Consider the following 16,209-nt stretch of genomic DNA (forward strand, 5'->3'; position numbering starts at 1 on the left):
AAGTATGGATAAAGCTGTACGAACTCAAAAGATACATGAAATTATAGAAAGAGATAAGAACAATCCATATCTTGAGATTGAAATTCCTTGGGAAGATGGGTTAAAACCAATGAAGGTTTATAAAATACCTCTTGAGCTACTTGTTTACAACAAATATAATGGTAGGATTCTAAGTAGAACTAAATCATTGGAAAAACAAGGGCGTATTCTTAATCCTGAAACAGATTTAGATAAAAAAATCATTGAAGATTTACTTTGGAAATCACATATAGAAAGAAATGCTAAAACTTTAAAGAATATTTCCGATTTTGGACAGCAAAAAGTTGGAATAATCACTAAAGACGGTATCATAATAGATGGAAATCGTAGAGCTATGCTTTTACAAAGATCAGGGAAATATGATTATTTCAAAGCGGTGGTTTTACCTGTAACTGTTGAAGAAAATCCAATTGAGATCGAAAAACTTGAGACATTTTTCCAAATGGGGGAAGATGAAAAGTTAGATTATAATGCTACAGAAAAGTACATAAAATCAAAGGAAATTTATTTAAGGCTTACATCAAGTTCCAACTTAAATATTCAAGAATTAAATGAGGAGGCAGTAAGTAAAATTGCTGACTGGATGGGAAAACCTAACTCAGAAATAAAAAAATATTTAACCACAATGGCTATTATGGATGAGTATTTGGAATATTTGGAGTATGATGGTATCTATACACAACTTGATAAGAGAGAAGATCCTTTTCTTAATTTAACTAAATGGCTTGATAATTTTTATAATAAGGAAAGCAATCGTGCTTTTGATGGATACACCAACAATGATGTTGATGATTTAAAGATTATTGCCTATGACTACATAAGGATAAAGTTCGAAGGAAAAGATTTTAGAATAATTGCAGATGGTAACAAAGACAAACATTTTTTTGGTGAAAAGAAAATTTGGGAAAGTTTTAGGGATAAACATTTTGCTATAAAAGAGAATTTACCTGAAGAAACTGAAATAGACTATGATTCTTCAAATTTAGAAGCCCACTTAAATGCGAGGGATAATGAATTTTTTAAAAGTGCTAATGATGAAAATGGTGACAACGAGTTTATTGAAAACGTAAAAGATCATCAGTATCAAATAGGTTATAAAAAAGCAGAAGGAGAGCCGGGTAAACTGGTCAAGCGAGCAATGCAAACATTTGAAGCGATTAAAACCGGTCACAAGATTTTCGAATCCGATGAAGTACAAAATTTAGTAGAAGAATTAGGAAATAAGGTCTTTGACACACTTCAAAAAAAATCGCCATCAAAGGTTTTAGATCATATCATTAGACTCTTGGATGAAATTGATACGGATAAGATACCAGAAACTGAGATCGAAAATGTTAAAGCTAAAACGAAACAGATACAGTCTTTAGGATATACCATTCATAAGGCCCTATAATGATAAATGTTTTAATTGATATTATAAACGATACAGACGTTCCTCATTTTAAAATAGAAGGAGATACTGAACTATTATCTAAAAACAAACGGTTGATATTATCTCTTAAAAGACTTAAATACTTTATAAAGGATAATGCTTTTTTTATTCCATTTAGAGAAGAGAACCAGATCGCAATTTTGCAGGAATTAAAAGATATTTTTACAAAATTTGGGATACAACAAGATCTTTCTGAGTCAGCTACTGATGAAGTATCAAATTATGAAAGGGAGATCAAACTATTCGAGATATTCTCAGAAAAGGCTAGATCGATAAGGAACAATGAATTTGATAATTATCCTGATCTTATCCAAGATTTCGATCAATTCCAATCTATAGTAGGGTCGGAATTGAAAAGAACTTTATACGACCTACAATTACTTTCATCGTTCCATTTAGCATTTGCTCAAAACGCTTGTAATTTTGCAGTTCCCGGAGCAGGAAAGACATCTATCGTATATGGTGCATATGCTTATTTAAAAAATCTTCCACATGACCATCCAAAACACGTTGATAAATTAATGGTCATCGGTCCACTATCTTCATTTGCACCTTGGGAGAATGAATATATTGATTGTTTTGGAAGAACGACAACTTTCCAAAGACTTTCGGGAGATATAAATATAAGCAAAAAGGAAAAGGTCGAACATCTGTATTCAGCCAATCCTTGCGAAGTAACCCTGATTTATCATGGAGGAGTATCTTTTTTGCAAAAGGAGATTACAGATTTCTTGAAAAATAATAAGACAATGATCGTTGTCGATGAGGCGCATAGAATAAAGAATCATGAAGGGGTTTGGGGAACAAGTGTTACCGAAGTTTCTAAAGAAGCTGTTGCAAGAGTTATCTTAACAGGAACTCCAATACCTAATGGCTATCAAGACATATTCAATCTATATAAATTTCTTTATCCTTTCAAGTATAAAGAAATATTGCAATTTCACTACCAAAATTTAGTAGATCTAACAAGAAATGCTTCGCCAGATAGTGAAAGAGTTCAACATTTAAAAGATAATATTTCTCCTTTTTTCATAAGAATTAAAAAGGATGACCTAAAATTACCTCCTGTTAAGGAATCAGTTATTAATATACCAATGGACGATATACAACGTGAGATCTATGATTTCATCGAGAATCAATATATTGATGAATTTAGGAAGAACCCATCTGCAGATGTCAAGGATATTTTAAACAGGGCAAAATTGATACGGCTAAGACAAGCTTCTACGAATCCTTCCTTATTGTCAAAAACATTAAAGGATTCCCTACAGATTGGAGAGGAAAAATGGGATACAGACCCTAATTATAAATTTTTAGAATATAGTGAAGAGTTTCTAGATGATTCAGATTTTTTCAGTAAGATATTAAAATATTCAGAATTACAAACACCAAGTAAATTCATTGCAATCTTAGACATTATAAAAGAAAAGATTCTTCCGACGAAGGGAAAGGTTATCATCTGGACTATATTCATTCAAAATGCAAAAGAACTGCAAAAATATTTAGAGAATAATTGTATAAATAGTAATTTATTGATTGGAGAAATATCTCAGGCGGAAAGAGAAATCACTATCTCTAAGTTCAATGACCCCAATAATTCAGAATTTTCTGTGGTTATTGCAAATCCCTTCTCTGTTGCTGAATCTATATCCTTGCATAAAGGATGTCATAATGCAATCTACTTAGAAAGAGATTATAATGCATCGAATTTCATTCAATCAAAAGATAGAATACATCGGGTCGGTCTTCCTGAAAATATTGAAACAAATTATTATTATGTTGTTTCAGAGAACTCTATAGATGAGATAATCAATTATCGACTGAGACAAAAAGTTGAAAGAATGGAACAAATAATTAATGATGATATTCCTCTATTCAGTAGAATCAATGATACTGACGAAACCGACTTAATCAAAGATTTGATTGCCAGTTATGCTAAAAGATCTTAGAAAATATAATAATCTTGGCTCGCCACTGTATTTCTATGAACTTTTAAATCTTGTGAAAAATCAAGAGTTAAAAGAAAATGATATTTTGGATTTCTTCTATAATAGGTCAATAGAAGGTAGAACAATTTTTGATGGATGTATTCATTTAGCTTTTACAATAAAATTACTTTATTTAGATGATGGCAAGAATATATGTTTGTCTGAAGCGATAAAGCATTCACTAAACAGTATTCGACAGATGTCAGATAAGTTCAATGAAATCCTTCTTTTAGCTTTAAAAGAGGATGAGGATTTATTGAATATTTTCTCATCAAAACACTTGGCGTATGATGTTATCTATAACTCAATTCAAATAAGAAATAACGCTTTTGGATTTAAGTTCTCTAATTTTAAACAGCTATTGATTGATTTTGAGATTATATACTCACACCCCACTCCTGAGATCAAAAATTATATTATAAATAGCAGATATAAAAAGTTATTCGACAAGTCAATTCTTCCTGAAATAAAGAAAAGAAAGATAGGAATAGAAGAATTAAATATATCTATACGACAACAACAAATCAACGGCGAAGAAGCTGAGATGTTTGTAGTAGCATTTGAAACAAAGAGATTAAATAATACAAAAGATGTAAATTGGGTCGCTGAGTATGTAGCAAATGAAGGGTTTGACATTATTTCATATAATTCTGAAGAGGATGAGCAACATAACAGATTCATTGAGGTCAAATCGTATCAAGGAGAAATTCCGTATTTCTTTTGGTCTAGAAATGAATTTTCGGTAGCAAAACAAAAAAAAGAATTATACTGGTTATATCTCGTTAATCGTGATAAAATTAACAATGCAAACTATATTCCACAAATGATTCAGAATCCTTCTAAAAACATTCTCGATAATGATACTTGGATCAAAGAAGTTGATAAATATAAAATATATAAGCTGCCCAAAAACTATAATTAAATAAATATCTCACTAAAGTTGTACTTTTAGGACATCTCCAAAACTATTTCATAAGGCTTAATTTTTGTAAAGTGGTGTTTCTTATCCTTAACTTGATATTAATTAGTTTAAAATTAAACTAAGAAAATTTAATTTCCTTTAAAATACAAAATTTGAATTATAGAATCTGAAAATAATGGTTAGTTTATCTTACAATACAAGGCACATATAATTGAAGGTGGAAATTTATATTCTTTCAAATGAATAAGCACAAAATATTTAAAATTTGTTTTTCAAATGACAAATTTTGCGGTCTTGACTTCTAGATTATTGGTAAATAAAGCAAGATCTAATTTTTCTTTTAGATCAAATATGTAATAAAGTCTTTCTAAATAATTTTAAATGACGTATTTTCATTTAAACTAATAACCGTATGATATACATTGCACTTGATACCAATACTTGGATTTATTTAGCGAATGGAACAGAACCTGCACGTTTACTCCATCAAATTAGACAACAAGTAATTACTTCTGAAATTGCCGTCTTGTTACCTACAATCGTAAAGGATGAATGGGATAAACATAAAAATGGAACTGTAAAAAAAGAATCTTTGAAGAGTTTCAACAACTCACTGAAAGAAATCGAAAAGACTTTAAAACACTTAGGAGATAAAGATAATGCCCTGAGATTTTTACTTGGAGACAAGTCAGATAAGGAAGAACTTAAAGAGTTGATCAATAAATTTAAAGAGAGAAAAAATGAAATTGAAAATGTTATTGAAGAAAACATTCAAATTATAGATGAAATTTTTAGGACTAAAGCAATTGTAATCAATATCGCAGACCACATATATGTAAAAGCCGGAAAATTTGCACTTGAAAAAAAAGCACCTTTCGGAATGAAAAATAGTTACGCCGATGCATTAATTGTTTTTAGCTTTTTGGATTACATCAAATCTCATTTAATAGAAAACAGTATGTTTATCTCTTATAATACTAAAGATTTTTGTGAAAACGATGATAAGAAGTCCTTACACTCAGACTTAGTGCAAGAATTTACAGATTCAAATTCTCATTTTTACAAAACTTTAAGTGAAGGATTTAACAAGATTAAAGAGGATTTCATATCCAAGGAAGAATTAAATCTTATAGAATATTTACAAAAAGATTACGAACCGTATTATTGTGAAGTCTGTAATGAAATGCACAACAGATTAAATCACGTTTCCTATCATAAGCATGATCTTATAGACGAAAGAATTTTTACCGAAAACGACGAATCTCAGCTAAAACTTGAATTTGATTTTGAAGAAGAAAAAGTTCACCAGCATTCGTATAACAAAACATACAGTTCTATCGAAGTAGGGTCATGCGATTGGTGCAATACTGAACACTTTATCTGCGTCAAATGCGGTACACAAAATGCAGTATGGGAACATGAATATGATGATAAAAAAGAATGTGAAGGTTGCGGGTTAAGCTATAAAATAGAACCTTATGATTATTACGAAGGAAGTCAGCCAAGCTATATAATTCCAAAAGAAACCATTACATGCGAAAAATGTGGAAATGAATTTAACAAAGAAGATATGATTGAAAACCTCTGTATGAAATGTGAAGATGAATATTCATACGATAACTAATTGTGGCATTTAAATATCTATAAAACATTTTATTAATTACATTCCCAAATTATTCTAAATGAATATTCCAGCCATTGACAATGAATTTTTTTGCATCTCAAATATTGATTCATATATCTTGTCTGCAATCGTCAGCAGTTATATTAACAAAACTGATGCTTACACATCTATGTATGAATTTTCAAATGTAACAGACTTTGAAAAGGAAGTGTCCGGTAATATAATTGATAAAGACCAGCCGTCCCGGAATCGGGCACGAGAATTTAGTATAAAAATAAAAAATATTTTACAAAAAATTAGTGGTTGCAAATATTTGATCTTAGTCGGTTTAACAGAAGAACAAAAAAGTTATCTGTCATTTACCTCAGAATATAATATAATTGAAATTCAGGATATCAAAGACATTGAGTTTTTTTTAGAACCAATAATAACAGGTAAAGAAAAACTTTCGGTAAAAGAAGAAGATGTAATTCAATCACTACCATACGCATGTTATCATAACCTCGTTTTACAAATTAATAATGAATCTTCTGATTTTAATTTAAAAATTGATAGACCCTCGGAAGTCTTAATTGTCATTGAAAATTACGCAAGAACATCAATAGTAATAGCTATAAATTATGGAGTATCGATCAATGCTGAAATTAGGATAATACCTCGTCCAATTCTTAACAAATCTACCGTTGAGAATCTTATTGAAGATTGGCAAAATGGAATCGAATCTGCGATGTATGAGCTAAAGACTTCAATATATCCTTCTATTGAGGGTATAAATTTTTCAGAATATAAATACCTAACATTTTTTACAGTTCACATACCTTATTCTTTAATAACAAACAATATCCTCCCTACAACACATGTTAATTTAAATCTTTATCCGGATTTGTTTATTTTCAACAATATATATTTTGAAAGTAATGGTACTCTCAGAGCAGGTGTTGTATTTTCTCCGGAAGAATTTAAAGATGAAGAAACAGATTTAGTAATTAACGAACTCAATAACAAAAATTTATTCGTAGAAAAATTAATTGGTAAAAATGCAACTGCGATAAATTTGGATTACTTAATTAAACTATTTCCATATGATTTATTTCACATATGTAGTCACGGAGGCGAAATTGACGGATATGAAATAAATCATAATTTTATAGATAGAGATGGTGTGTCACACACTATTCAATATGATGAAGTTGTAACATTTTCACCGGAACCGGGTAAGGAATTAATCAAAGTTACTACTAAAAACTTTTGGAGAAAGCTTGATGGTTTTAATTGGGGAAGTAAGGAACTTAAAGATCAACAGTATCCCCATTATGTATTTGAAGACATGACGAACTCTTCTTTCGAAAATCCTGATAAAAAAAGAATTAAAAAAAATAATGTTAGAGGATCTTCATCCATAAAATGTTCAGATTATCATTATCAAGCTTTGTTCAACATACTTGCATCAGGTGATAATCATCCTATAATTTTTAATAATACATGTAACTCTTGGTCACGAATTTCGGATCCCTTTATCAAATCCGGTGCTAGATTTTATATTGGAACACTTTGGAAAATTGATAATTTGACAGCTAAAAATGTTGCAGAGGATTTTTATAAAAATCTCAATAAAGACCCTATCTTAAACACTTTTATAGATGCACAAAAGCACACAATCGGTAATCGAAATGAAAATATTTACTTATTGTGGGGTCTACATTTTACTACCTTTAGAATTGATAAAACTAAGGATGAAAATCAAGAGTTTATTATAGATAGACTTTTAGGCTGTCTTTTTTATTGGAGAACTCAGAAAGACAAAGCTGCCGATGAACCGACAAAAGAAAACATTAAAGAGTTCATCTATTGGTACGCCAAATATTTAGCGTCTAATTTTAGAGATTCTTTAACTGAAAGAATAAAAAAAAACCGATGATGACATGTTAATAACTAAAGTGGTAGCAACAGTGGTAGCAAAAATAAATTCACTATTATAAACCACTATGGCTAGGACGAAGTTCTATATCCTCCAACTCCACAATTTGTTGCAAGATTTGTTGCAAGACTTTTATAGTAGATGGTCATAGAAGATAGGAAATGATCAAACAAAATAAAACGTCCCCTTTTCTGTCCCCTTGATTGACAGTGGATTACGAAAATCCTGCAATGACTCATAATCAGGTGGTCCCTGGTTCGAGCCCAGGTGGGACCACTTTTTAAATCAAGCACTTACAGAAATGTAGGTGCTTTTTTTGTAGTGAAAATGCTTTGCGATAGTTTAGGGATCATGGATCATGAACAAAGCTGGGGACTATGCAAAAAGTTGAGCGAGTCTGGACAGGAAAAACGCTTTGTCTTTTACTCCCGAAGCTGTAATCTGAAGTTTTGATTTTAGCATTAAAAGATTCTGCTGAAGCGTTGGTACTTCTTATGTCGAAAAAATTTAAGATATCGCTGTAATGATTTATTATTGTTTTCCTTACGGAGAATGATTTGATATTTCAACATCTCTGAACCAATGCGCCAACTTTGTCATGGCAATAGATTTGGGAATATTCTGATTGTAAATCTCTCGTAGTCCATCCGATAGTCCATAAGCCTTCTTTAAATCGGGATATTCGGTAAATAAAATTTCAGCCCTCTGAATTTGAGAAGGCGTCCACTTTTCTCTGCTTTGTAGAGTAAATACCGGCTTCTTGCCAGAAGCTGTTTGCGGGTATCACTGTTTTCAAACGTTTCTATCTCAATAGGCTCCCTGTTTTTCTTTGCTTCATCGAGCAGTCTGTTTTCCAGCTCTACAGCTTCCCAACGGTAGTTGATCCTTAATTCCTGAAGGGCTTCAATGGCGTAGTGTTTTCAAAAGAAATGCTATTACCTGATTCTGATAGAATATGACTTAGGGTGAATTTAGACTGTAAAAATGAAAATGAAAGCATAAGACGTTGATTATCTATGAATTAAATTTTATTACTTTAACTGTTATAACTAACTTAGCTTATTTTTTCTTCTTCAAAGTCTTTATCATAGTTAATGAAACTTATGTACGAACTAATAAACACGAGGAGGTAATTAATAAGACAAATTTCGATGTTCTTTTTTTAGTAATATATTTTCCCACCATGGTACTTAAAAGAGTATTTTGATCCCTTAAAAAACGTGTTTGAGAATAAGAATTAATGTTATAATTAGTTTTTGATTATGACGTTTTTATTTTTGCGAATTACCAAATACTTTTACCCTTAAGAATTGGAAGTACCGTAGTGATACAAGCTTTAAATATTCTTACTTTTTACCGTATTTTCGGAAAGAAGCTACAAATTGATAGATAAAGAATCCTGTAATAATTTTATTAAAATAGTCTATAAAAAGACTTAGACCATTAAGTTCATTTTTGTTAACTAAAAAATCAGTCCTGTGTGTGATATCTAGAAATGAAAAATAATAACCAATAAGATTCCAGTCTATTGAAGAACAAATAAAAATTTTATCAAGAGTCCAAAGATAGCAGATATAAAAAATTATTGAAACTATGATAAGCCATTTAAAAGGTCTGCCAATTGAAAGTCCATGATTATTAGAGAAGCTATTAACCCATAGTATTAACTTATCTTGTGCAGGAATGGATTCTATTTGTTTTAAAGCTTCATTAGAAACCATTTGAAGCTTTTGTGATTCATAAAAATTTCCTGAATTTTCTACTGTTTTTTTTAATTTTAAAAAAACTTCATATCTGTTTTTGTAATAATTATCATCCTTTTTTTCAGGATAATGTATATTTTCAATGGTTTTTATTTTTTCGAATTCAGCAAAGTTATTTGGAAAATCACAAGATATAAATGATGTGCTTTGCCCAAATTTATTTCTATATAATGAAATTTCAGCATATTTTGCTAATGAGAAATTATCAAAAATGACGTTATCTAAATTTGATTTGTGAAGTTCTAGTTTTGTACTTACAGTATCAGAAATAGTACGAGGTTTTATATCAAAGAAAATTGCTCCCTTATCTGTTGAAAAATTATGTAAATAAAAATTGTTAATACTTGAATTTTCTAATTGAATTTCTCCTTCAAAATTGCCGGTGATAGACAAACTATTAAGTATTGAATTATGTATTTTTGATATTATATGACCTTTACCAGCAGAATTTTTTAGATTTAGGTTAATACTAAGTTTGTTTTTATCTTCATTTGTCAAATAATAATGCAGACTTTTTTCTCCTGTAGTGTGCCTGTCTGATAATTTAAATCCAGTTTTACTATCTTCATTAAATTGGAAAGTTAATTCTTTACAGTCATTAATAAAGAATGAGTTTTTCTTTGGTAGGATTTGCTCAAAAGTTGTGTTTATTGATTTAAATAGATTAATCCATCTCTTTGCAAAAATATTCTCCTCTGTGTAGCTAATGTAAACCTTGTTAATATTTTGAATAAAAATATTATTGTTAATTATACAATTGTTAATTCCAACATAATTAATATTTTGATTGTTTATATTTCCACTTATTATAGAACTACTAAAATGTAATGAAATATTTGTTGATTTTATTTCCTTTATTTTTAAATCTCCAATATAACAATTTAAAAAGTTTATATTAATATCTCTAAATTCAATTTCTTCTTGATTTTCAATATGCAATGTTGTAAATCTGCAATTTACATATGATATAGATGGCCTCCCTTCTTGATAATCAATGCTGTCAAATTTAGATGCTTCAATCCGGATTATAGTTTCACCTGCTAATTCTTCGTTAGCAGTAGTCTTATACGGTATGGGGGATAATATTGTTGTCATCAAATAAATTATTAATTGGTTGTTTGCTATTTTAAATAATATAAATACTTTTCTAATAGTTAAGTTTTAATTTTATATTATTATTTTTTGAAAACAAGAATAAAATAAAAAATCAACGAACATATAATATAAGCTAACATTGTCAGTATTGCTATTAATTTGTAAGCGTTCAAAAATAAAACTGTTGAAATGGATAATAAGGGAGATAGCCATAAGAAAAGCTGCATTAATAGTATTCTATTACTTTGCTTTATTTTTTCTTTTTCAACCTTACTAAAAGATTTTTCTAGTTCTATAATTTTATTCTGTTCAAAAGTTGATTTATATTGAAGAATATTGTCGCTAATGAAGCCAATAGAGGATTTTTGGTTATTAATAAAGATTTGAATGAATACACAAAATATTATCAATCCTATTATTAGCAAATAATTTTTAAAAGAATTTATACTTTGATAGTCCAACGTAGATAAAGTGAATACTAAGGCAGTTGGAATGGCAATTAGTTTTGTTTGTGAATCATTTATAACAGACTGTAATTTTTGATTAAATTCCAACGCTTTTGAATCAAGCTCGACTTTCAGTTTGTTATATGAAAAATTCCGTAAATAATAGTTATAACTAGATTCCGCTTTATCGTCGTAATCATAAAAATTTTGGATTAAATATGAAAAACGAATATTTTCTTCTTTTGGAACTAGATATTCAACTAAAAAGTTCAAATAAACATTTTTCTTATCTACAAAAGCATTAGTTTGGAGAAGTGAAACAAACTGTTCTATTCTGTTTGCTACATCCACATTCAAGGATTCTAAATCTTCATAGGAATATGTTAATGGTAGAAATAAAGAAATTTCCTCTCTTAAAATAATTGCGTTCAAAACTTCTGCATCTTCATAAGTATGTTTTGAAAAACTGGATATTTTGGATATTAAATTAACAATTAGAGAATAATTTTGATGAAAAGGTAAATCATTCGATAAATAAGAGCTTCTTTCAAAAATATAAATTTCATCACGAGGAATATTGTAATAATTTTTTCTTAAAAATGATTCTCTAGTTTCAAAAAAACCAATACTAGAAAGTCTTGGGAGAGAAAATTCTAAAGTTATAGAATCTCCTAGTGAATAATCATCAATATCAGAATTTTCAATTAATTCTGAATTGTATAGTGTATCTAAAAATGATTTATCGTCAATTACATTTTGGCAAAATAAAACATTATCCTCAATACTTTTTGAGGATGAAGCATTAATTATATCAACTATTTGATTAAGCATTTTTGTTGCTCAATTCTTTAATTGTACGTCTTCAAACCAACTTAGACATTTTAGTTTAAATCCTTAAGGAGGATTTTCGATTTATAAACTTACTAATTTTTGTTGGTTATATATTTGTCTTCTTTTTCGGATGGATTCCGCTTTTGTTTGCTTTCTTTTTTCCAAAATCTGTTCTGATCTTCCGAAGTACACATCTGCTGGAGTGAGGTTATTTATCGACTCGTGATAGCGCTTGTTATTGTAGTTTTCTACAAACTTCTCCAGTGCCTGGATGAGTTCCTCGGGATGATAAAAATGATTTAGTTTCACTACATTTTTCATCGTTCTGTGATAACGTTCAATCTTGCCCTGGGTCTGCGGATGCATTGGTTTTCCGTGAACCTGTTTCATCCTTAAATCGTCTTTCAGATAGCTTTTCAACTCATTGGAGACGTAGCAGGAACCGTTGTCCGAGAGCAGTTTCGGTTTGGCTTTGGTCTTTAATTTTGCTTTTTTAATGGCTGTGTCCACCGTTCGTTTCACATCTTCGGCTTTCATTGAGTCGCATAGCTCCCAGTGAATGATGTAGCGGCTGTAATCGTCCAAGATCGTGCTCAGATAGTACCATCCCCAGCCTATGATCTTGAAATAAGTAAAATCTGTCTGCCACATTTGATGCACAAATTCCGTTTTGTCTTTGAACTCATTTGCTGCCGAAAGAAGAAAATGATTCGGTGCCGGGATTAAGTCTCTTTGCTTCAAAATCCGGTAAACACTAGATTCTGAAATAAAAACACTTTGCTCATCGGTAATTTTGTAGGCCAGTTCCCTTGCAGATAATTCGGTGTGTTCCAAAGCGATCTCTACTACCAGATCTTTCTGTCTTTCAGGAATGCTGTTCCATTGCCTATGGTTTGTTCTTTTCGTAGTTTCCAAGCCATCATAGCCGTTTTCCAAGTAGCTTTGATACCATTTGTAAAAGCTGCTTCTAGCAATTCCAAAACTTTCCAAGGTTCGTTTCACGCCGAGTTCACTTGTGGTTACCGTTTGAATGATCTCGTATTTCTCAGCTGCCGATAATCTCATATATTTCCTGTATTTATCGATTAATCCAGCCTGTCTAAACTTTTTTTTACAATGTCATAGCGAACGACCAGATCAGCTACGATCTCTTTCAAACGTGCATTTTCCTTCTTCAGATCTGATACTTCATCACTCGTAGCCTCGCGAGCGACATCTCCATTTAAGCGCTTCTTTCCTGCTTCCATAAACTCCTTGTTCCAGGCATAAAACTGCGACTGTGCAATATTATGGTTCCTGCAAAGTTCGGCTACGGAAGTCTCCGCTCGAAGACCTTCCATCACGATTAAAATCTTTTGCTCTGCAGTGAATATTCTGCGGGTGTTCTGCCGAATATCTTTTACGAATTTCTCGGTCGGTTTCTTTTTCGGTGTTGCCATAATTAAAATTACTCTTTTTATGAAAACACTCCTTAAATTTTTAATGTCTAATGTCCACTTTTTGCTGACGATTTACATTCTTTAATTTTGTCTCTTAATATAGGAGAAATATTTTTGATAGTTAATTTGTTCCCACTGCTATCTAAGACAATTGTATTATCTAAAATTAGTTTGGTATCAAACTCAATTTTAAATTCTTTATCAGAATAAGTAATTGTTTTTAGGAACTTCATACGTGCTTTATCTCCGCTTATGATTTCACTAACTCTATAATCTTCTTCAGTAGCAAAATCTTGAAAATACTCAGGATTATCAGGATTTAGAATACTAGAAATTGTCGATAAAAGAATTTCTTTTTTATTATCTATACAATCGTGGCAATAAGTAAATACTTTATTTTTTTTATTAATTTTTGTATTTCTATCCCACTGTTCAATATCAGCGTATGCTTCAATGGCATGAATTAACCGTTTTGTAGATTCTGTACTTGTATTTTTATTATCAACATCAATAAATGACATAAAATAATAACTGACTTCTTTCATTCCTTTAACGAAGGATAGATATGTCTTTCTCTCTGAAGGAAGATTATTTTCTATATTTACCCATTCTGTTAGATTGATTAAGCAAGCAACATCAACTTTACTTAAATCTAAGTTTTTAATATTATCTAATGTTAAACTTTTTTCATCAATAACGAATCCTTCCTTGTTGTTAATCATTAAAATTAAAAGTAGATCATTGGATGTTATTATATTTTTATATTCGCATATAATCATATAACCGCCAGTTGCAGCTACGGTATTTTCTAATACAATTTTATAATGATTCATCACATTAATAGAAAAATCATAAAATTGGCAGTCACCATTTATATAATCAACTAAACAATCTCTAAACTTCGGGTGTTCTTCCGCGAAAATCCCATAAATTGGACTAGATTTTTTATGATAAGACTTATCAAGATTTCCAAGAAATGTTTTTTCCTTTTCTCCAATTGTTAATAAATTATTAGCAGCCTTAGGATTAACAAGTCTATTACCAGCATCTTTTAATAGCTGATGGATTACTATATTTTTAACTTCTAAATTTTCTCCAATTTTTTCGAATTTTTTTGCCATATTTAAATTGTTTACATTCGATTAGTTTTTTCAAATATACAAACATTAGTAAATGTAGCATTTACGGTTTACCATAATTAATTTTTTGTCTTAGAAAATAATTATAGAAACACTAAATATTTTTACATGATTTAAAGAAAAGTTTCCCCTATAATTTCCCCTTTGTAAATACAATTGCTTGAAACTCCTATAAATAAAAGGTAAAATAAAAAACATCGAGCCCAGGTGGGACCATATGGACTGAAAACAGTTAAAAATAACTAAACACAGCTAAAAGTTAAATTCTTGTATCATTAGTAATACAAGGATTTTTTTGTTTATTTACTTTTAAGATTGTTCAATTATATTCATAAAATAGTGTCCTTTTTTAGTATCCCTAAAATGTAATTATTGTGAAAATTAACTTTTCTTTAAAGAAGCTAGGTCAACAGATTTAATAGTTTTGGTGCTTGCCCTAGATATACAATCGAGATATTTAATTAAACCAATACTTCAAATGAAAATTAATTATCCCGAATTACTAATGTTCTATCTATTGATAAGCTTCTCAAGCCTATCCATCATTTCGTCTTTTTCTTTCAGCATTCTTTCGTACAAAGCAATTTTTTCATCGTATAACTGAACAACTTTATCAATAGGATTGAAGGTGCAATATGGATTAACTGCGTTTAACGTTGATTCATCATTACTAGTAAATGTATTTGATATAACATTAATAGCAGCTTCTTCATCAAAATTCTGAAAGGCTTCTACTGGAATTTTCAAAGCCTGAGAAATTACTTTCAAAAGATTTTCTTCAATGACTTCTTTCTGCTCTAACAGAGAAATTTTCTTTTGATTCCATTCCTCACCTAAGTCAAAAGCCAGAGCTTCTTGCTTGATGCCAAGCATTTCTCTAAAGCGTTTCACATTTCTGCCCTGATGTATTCTCTGTTCCATAGCGGTAATCAAAATTTTAAAGGCTTAAAGATAAGCCATTTCTGTTAATTTATTTGAATAGTGAAATTAAAAAATTATCTGTAAAATACCCATTCACTTATATGTTTTATTCTTTTAAAGTGTAGATAATTTGCATACAAGAGCAGAATTTAGTTGGTTGATCGTGTTCTAATGAAATATAAAATATCCGGCAACCTTTATTACCACTGGGATTAACGATCCGCGGGTAGCCGCTTGGATGCCTGTTAAATTTGCCGCAAAATTGCAAGCAGATAATGTATCAAGAATCCCGTTTTGCTTAAAGTGGACTATAATGGCGGACATGGTGGACGTGATCTTCTTTTAAAACAGAAATACGCCAATCTATCAAATATTTTCGCATTTGCATTATGGCAATTAGGACATCCTGACTATCAGCTCAAAGAAAACAATAAAAAATAAGGTCTCGTTTCCCATATTATTTTTTTTGATGAGTATATTTTTCTGCTAGGAAAGAGCCAATGACTCTAATTTCTAGTGAAGATTTAGAAATAGTTGGTCATAATCACAGTTTTCAGGAAGCTATATATTTCGCATTATCACAGGCGTATGGTGAATATAGTAGTTTGATAGCTTTATTCAAAAAGAAGTTTTTCCAAGTAAATTCAAGAGC

11 protein-coding genes and 1 pseudogene are annotated in these 16,209 nt (G+C 30.1%); 5 read left to right on the plus strand and 7 right to left on the minus strand.

The window, feature by feature from the left end; all coding sequences use genetic code 11:
• Positions 1 to 4 precede the first annotated feature (4 nt).
• From ODZ84_RS17965 to ODZ84_RS17985, 5 genes are all read left to right on the plus strand, one after another.
• Entirely contained in the window at positions 5 to 1,432 is a 1,428-nt protein-coding gene (locus ODZ84_RS17965; RefSeq protein ID WP_266173755.1) for a hypothetical protein, read from the plus strand.
• Positions 1,432 to 3,420: a DEAD/DEAH box helicase gene (locus ODZ84_RS17970; protein WP_266173756.1), complete on the plus strand. Its 1,989-nt coding sequence runs from the start codon at positions 1,432 to 1,434 to the stop codon at positions 3,418 to 3,420. The genes ODZ84_RS17965 and ODZ84_RS17970 overlap by 1 nt, the downstream gene beginning before the upstream one ends.
• Positions 3,404 to 4,381 carry a DUF3883 domain-containing protein gene (locus ODZ84_RS17975; RefSeq protein ID WP_266173757.1) on the plus strand — a complete coding sequence of 326 codons (978 nt, stop codon included), beginning with the start codon at positions 3,404 to 3,406 and terminating at the stop codon, positions 4,379 to 4,381. Before ODZ84_RS17970 ends, ODZ84_RS17975 begins: the two co-directional genes overlap by 17 nt.
• 412 nt (positions 4,382 to 4,793) lie before the next feature.
• On the plus strand, positions 4,794 to 6,005 hold the full coding sequence (locus ODZ84_RS17980; RefSeq protein WP_266173758.1) for a PIN domain-containing protein: 1,212 nt from the start codon (positions 4,794 to 4,796) through the stop codon (positions 6,003 to 6,005).
• 58 nt (positions 6,006 to 6,063) lie between these two features.
• A complete protein-coding gene (locus ODZ84_RS17985; RefSeq protein ID WP_266173759.1) occupies positions 6,064 to 7,923 on the plus strand; it encodes a hypothetical protein in 1,860 nt (619 codons plus the stop codon).
• A gap of 349 nt (positions 7,924 to 8,272) precedes the next feature.
• On the opposite strand, the gene ODZ84_RS23485 is transcribed toward ODZ84_RS17985, so the two are convergent.
• The 7 genes and pseudogenes from ODZ84_RS23485 to ODZ84_RS18015 all read right to left on the minus strand — a co-directional run bounded on the left by ODZ84_RS23485 (position 8,273) and on the right by ODZ84_RS18015 (position 15,557).
• Positions 8,273 to 8,485, minus strand: a complete 213-nt coding sequence (locus ODZ84_RS23485; RefSeq protein WP_323670685.1) for a transposase — start codon at positions 8,483 to 8,485, stop codon at positions 8,273 to 8,275.
• Positions 8,467 to 8,661: pseudogene (locus ODZ84_RS23690) on the minus strand (transposase); the annotation flags it as partial. The gene ODZ84_RS23485 and the pseudogene ODZ84_RS23690, both read right to left, overlap by 19 nt.
• A gap of 608 nt (positions 8,662 to 9,269) precedes the next feature.
• The gene (locus ODZ84_RS17995) at positions 9,270 to 10,781 is read right to left on the minus strand and encodes a hypothetical protein (protein WP_266173760.1); all 1,512 of its coding nucleotides are present in this window, start codon (positions 10,779 to 10,781) and stop codon (positions 9,270 to 9,272) included.
• Positions 10,782 to 10,861: 80 nt separating this feature from the next.
• On the minus strand, positions 10,862 to 12,058 hold the full coding sequence (locus ODZ84_RS18000) for a hypothetical protein (RefSeq protein WP_266173762.1): 1,197 nt from the start codon (positions 12,056 to 12,058) through the stop codon (positions 10,862 to 10,864).
• A gap of 81 nt (positions 12,059 to 12,139) precedes the next feature.
• Positions 12,140 to 13,497 (minus strand): IS3 family transposase gene (locus ODZ84_RS18005; RefSeq protein ID WP_408612347.1). Its coding sequence is split into 2 segments (ribosomal slippage): positions 12,140 to 13,159 and positions 13,162 to 13,497, totalling 1,356 coding nucleotides; the frame shifts between segments, so codons are not numbered across the junction.
• Between the two features lie 47 nt (positions 13,498 to 13,544).
• Positions 13,545 to 14,618, minus strand: coding sequence for a nucleoid-associated protein (locus ODZ84_RS18010; protein ID WP_266173763.1), 1,074 nt, complete (start codon positions 14,616 to 14,618; stop codon positions 13,545 to 13,547).
• A gap of 528 nt (positions 14,619 to 15,146) precedes the next feature.
• Entirely contained in the window at positions 15,147 to 15,557 is a 411-nt protein-coding gene (locus ODZ84_RS18015) for a helix-turn-helix domain-containing protein (RefSeq protein WP_266173764.1), read from the minus strand.
• Positions 15,558 to 16,209 lie beyond the last annotated feature (652 nt).

The organism is Chryseobacterium fluminis (assembly GCF_026314945.1).
In the GTDB taxonomy this organism is placed as follows: Bacteria; Bacteroidota; Bacteroidia; order Flavobacteriales; family Weeksellaceae; genus Chryseobacterium; species Chryseobacterium fluminis.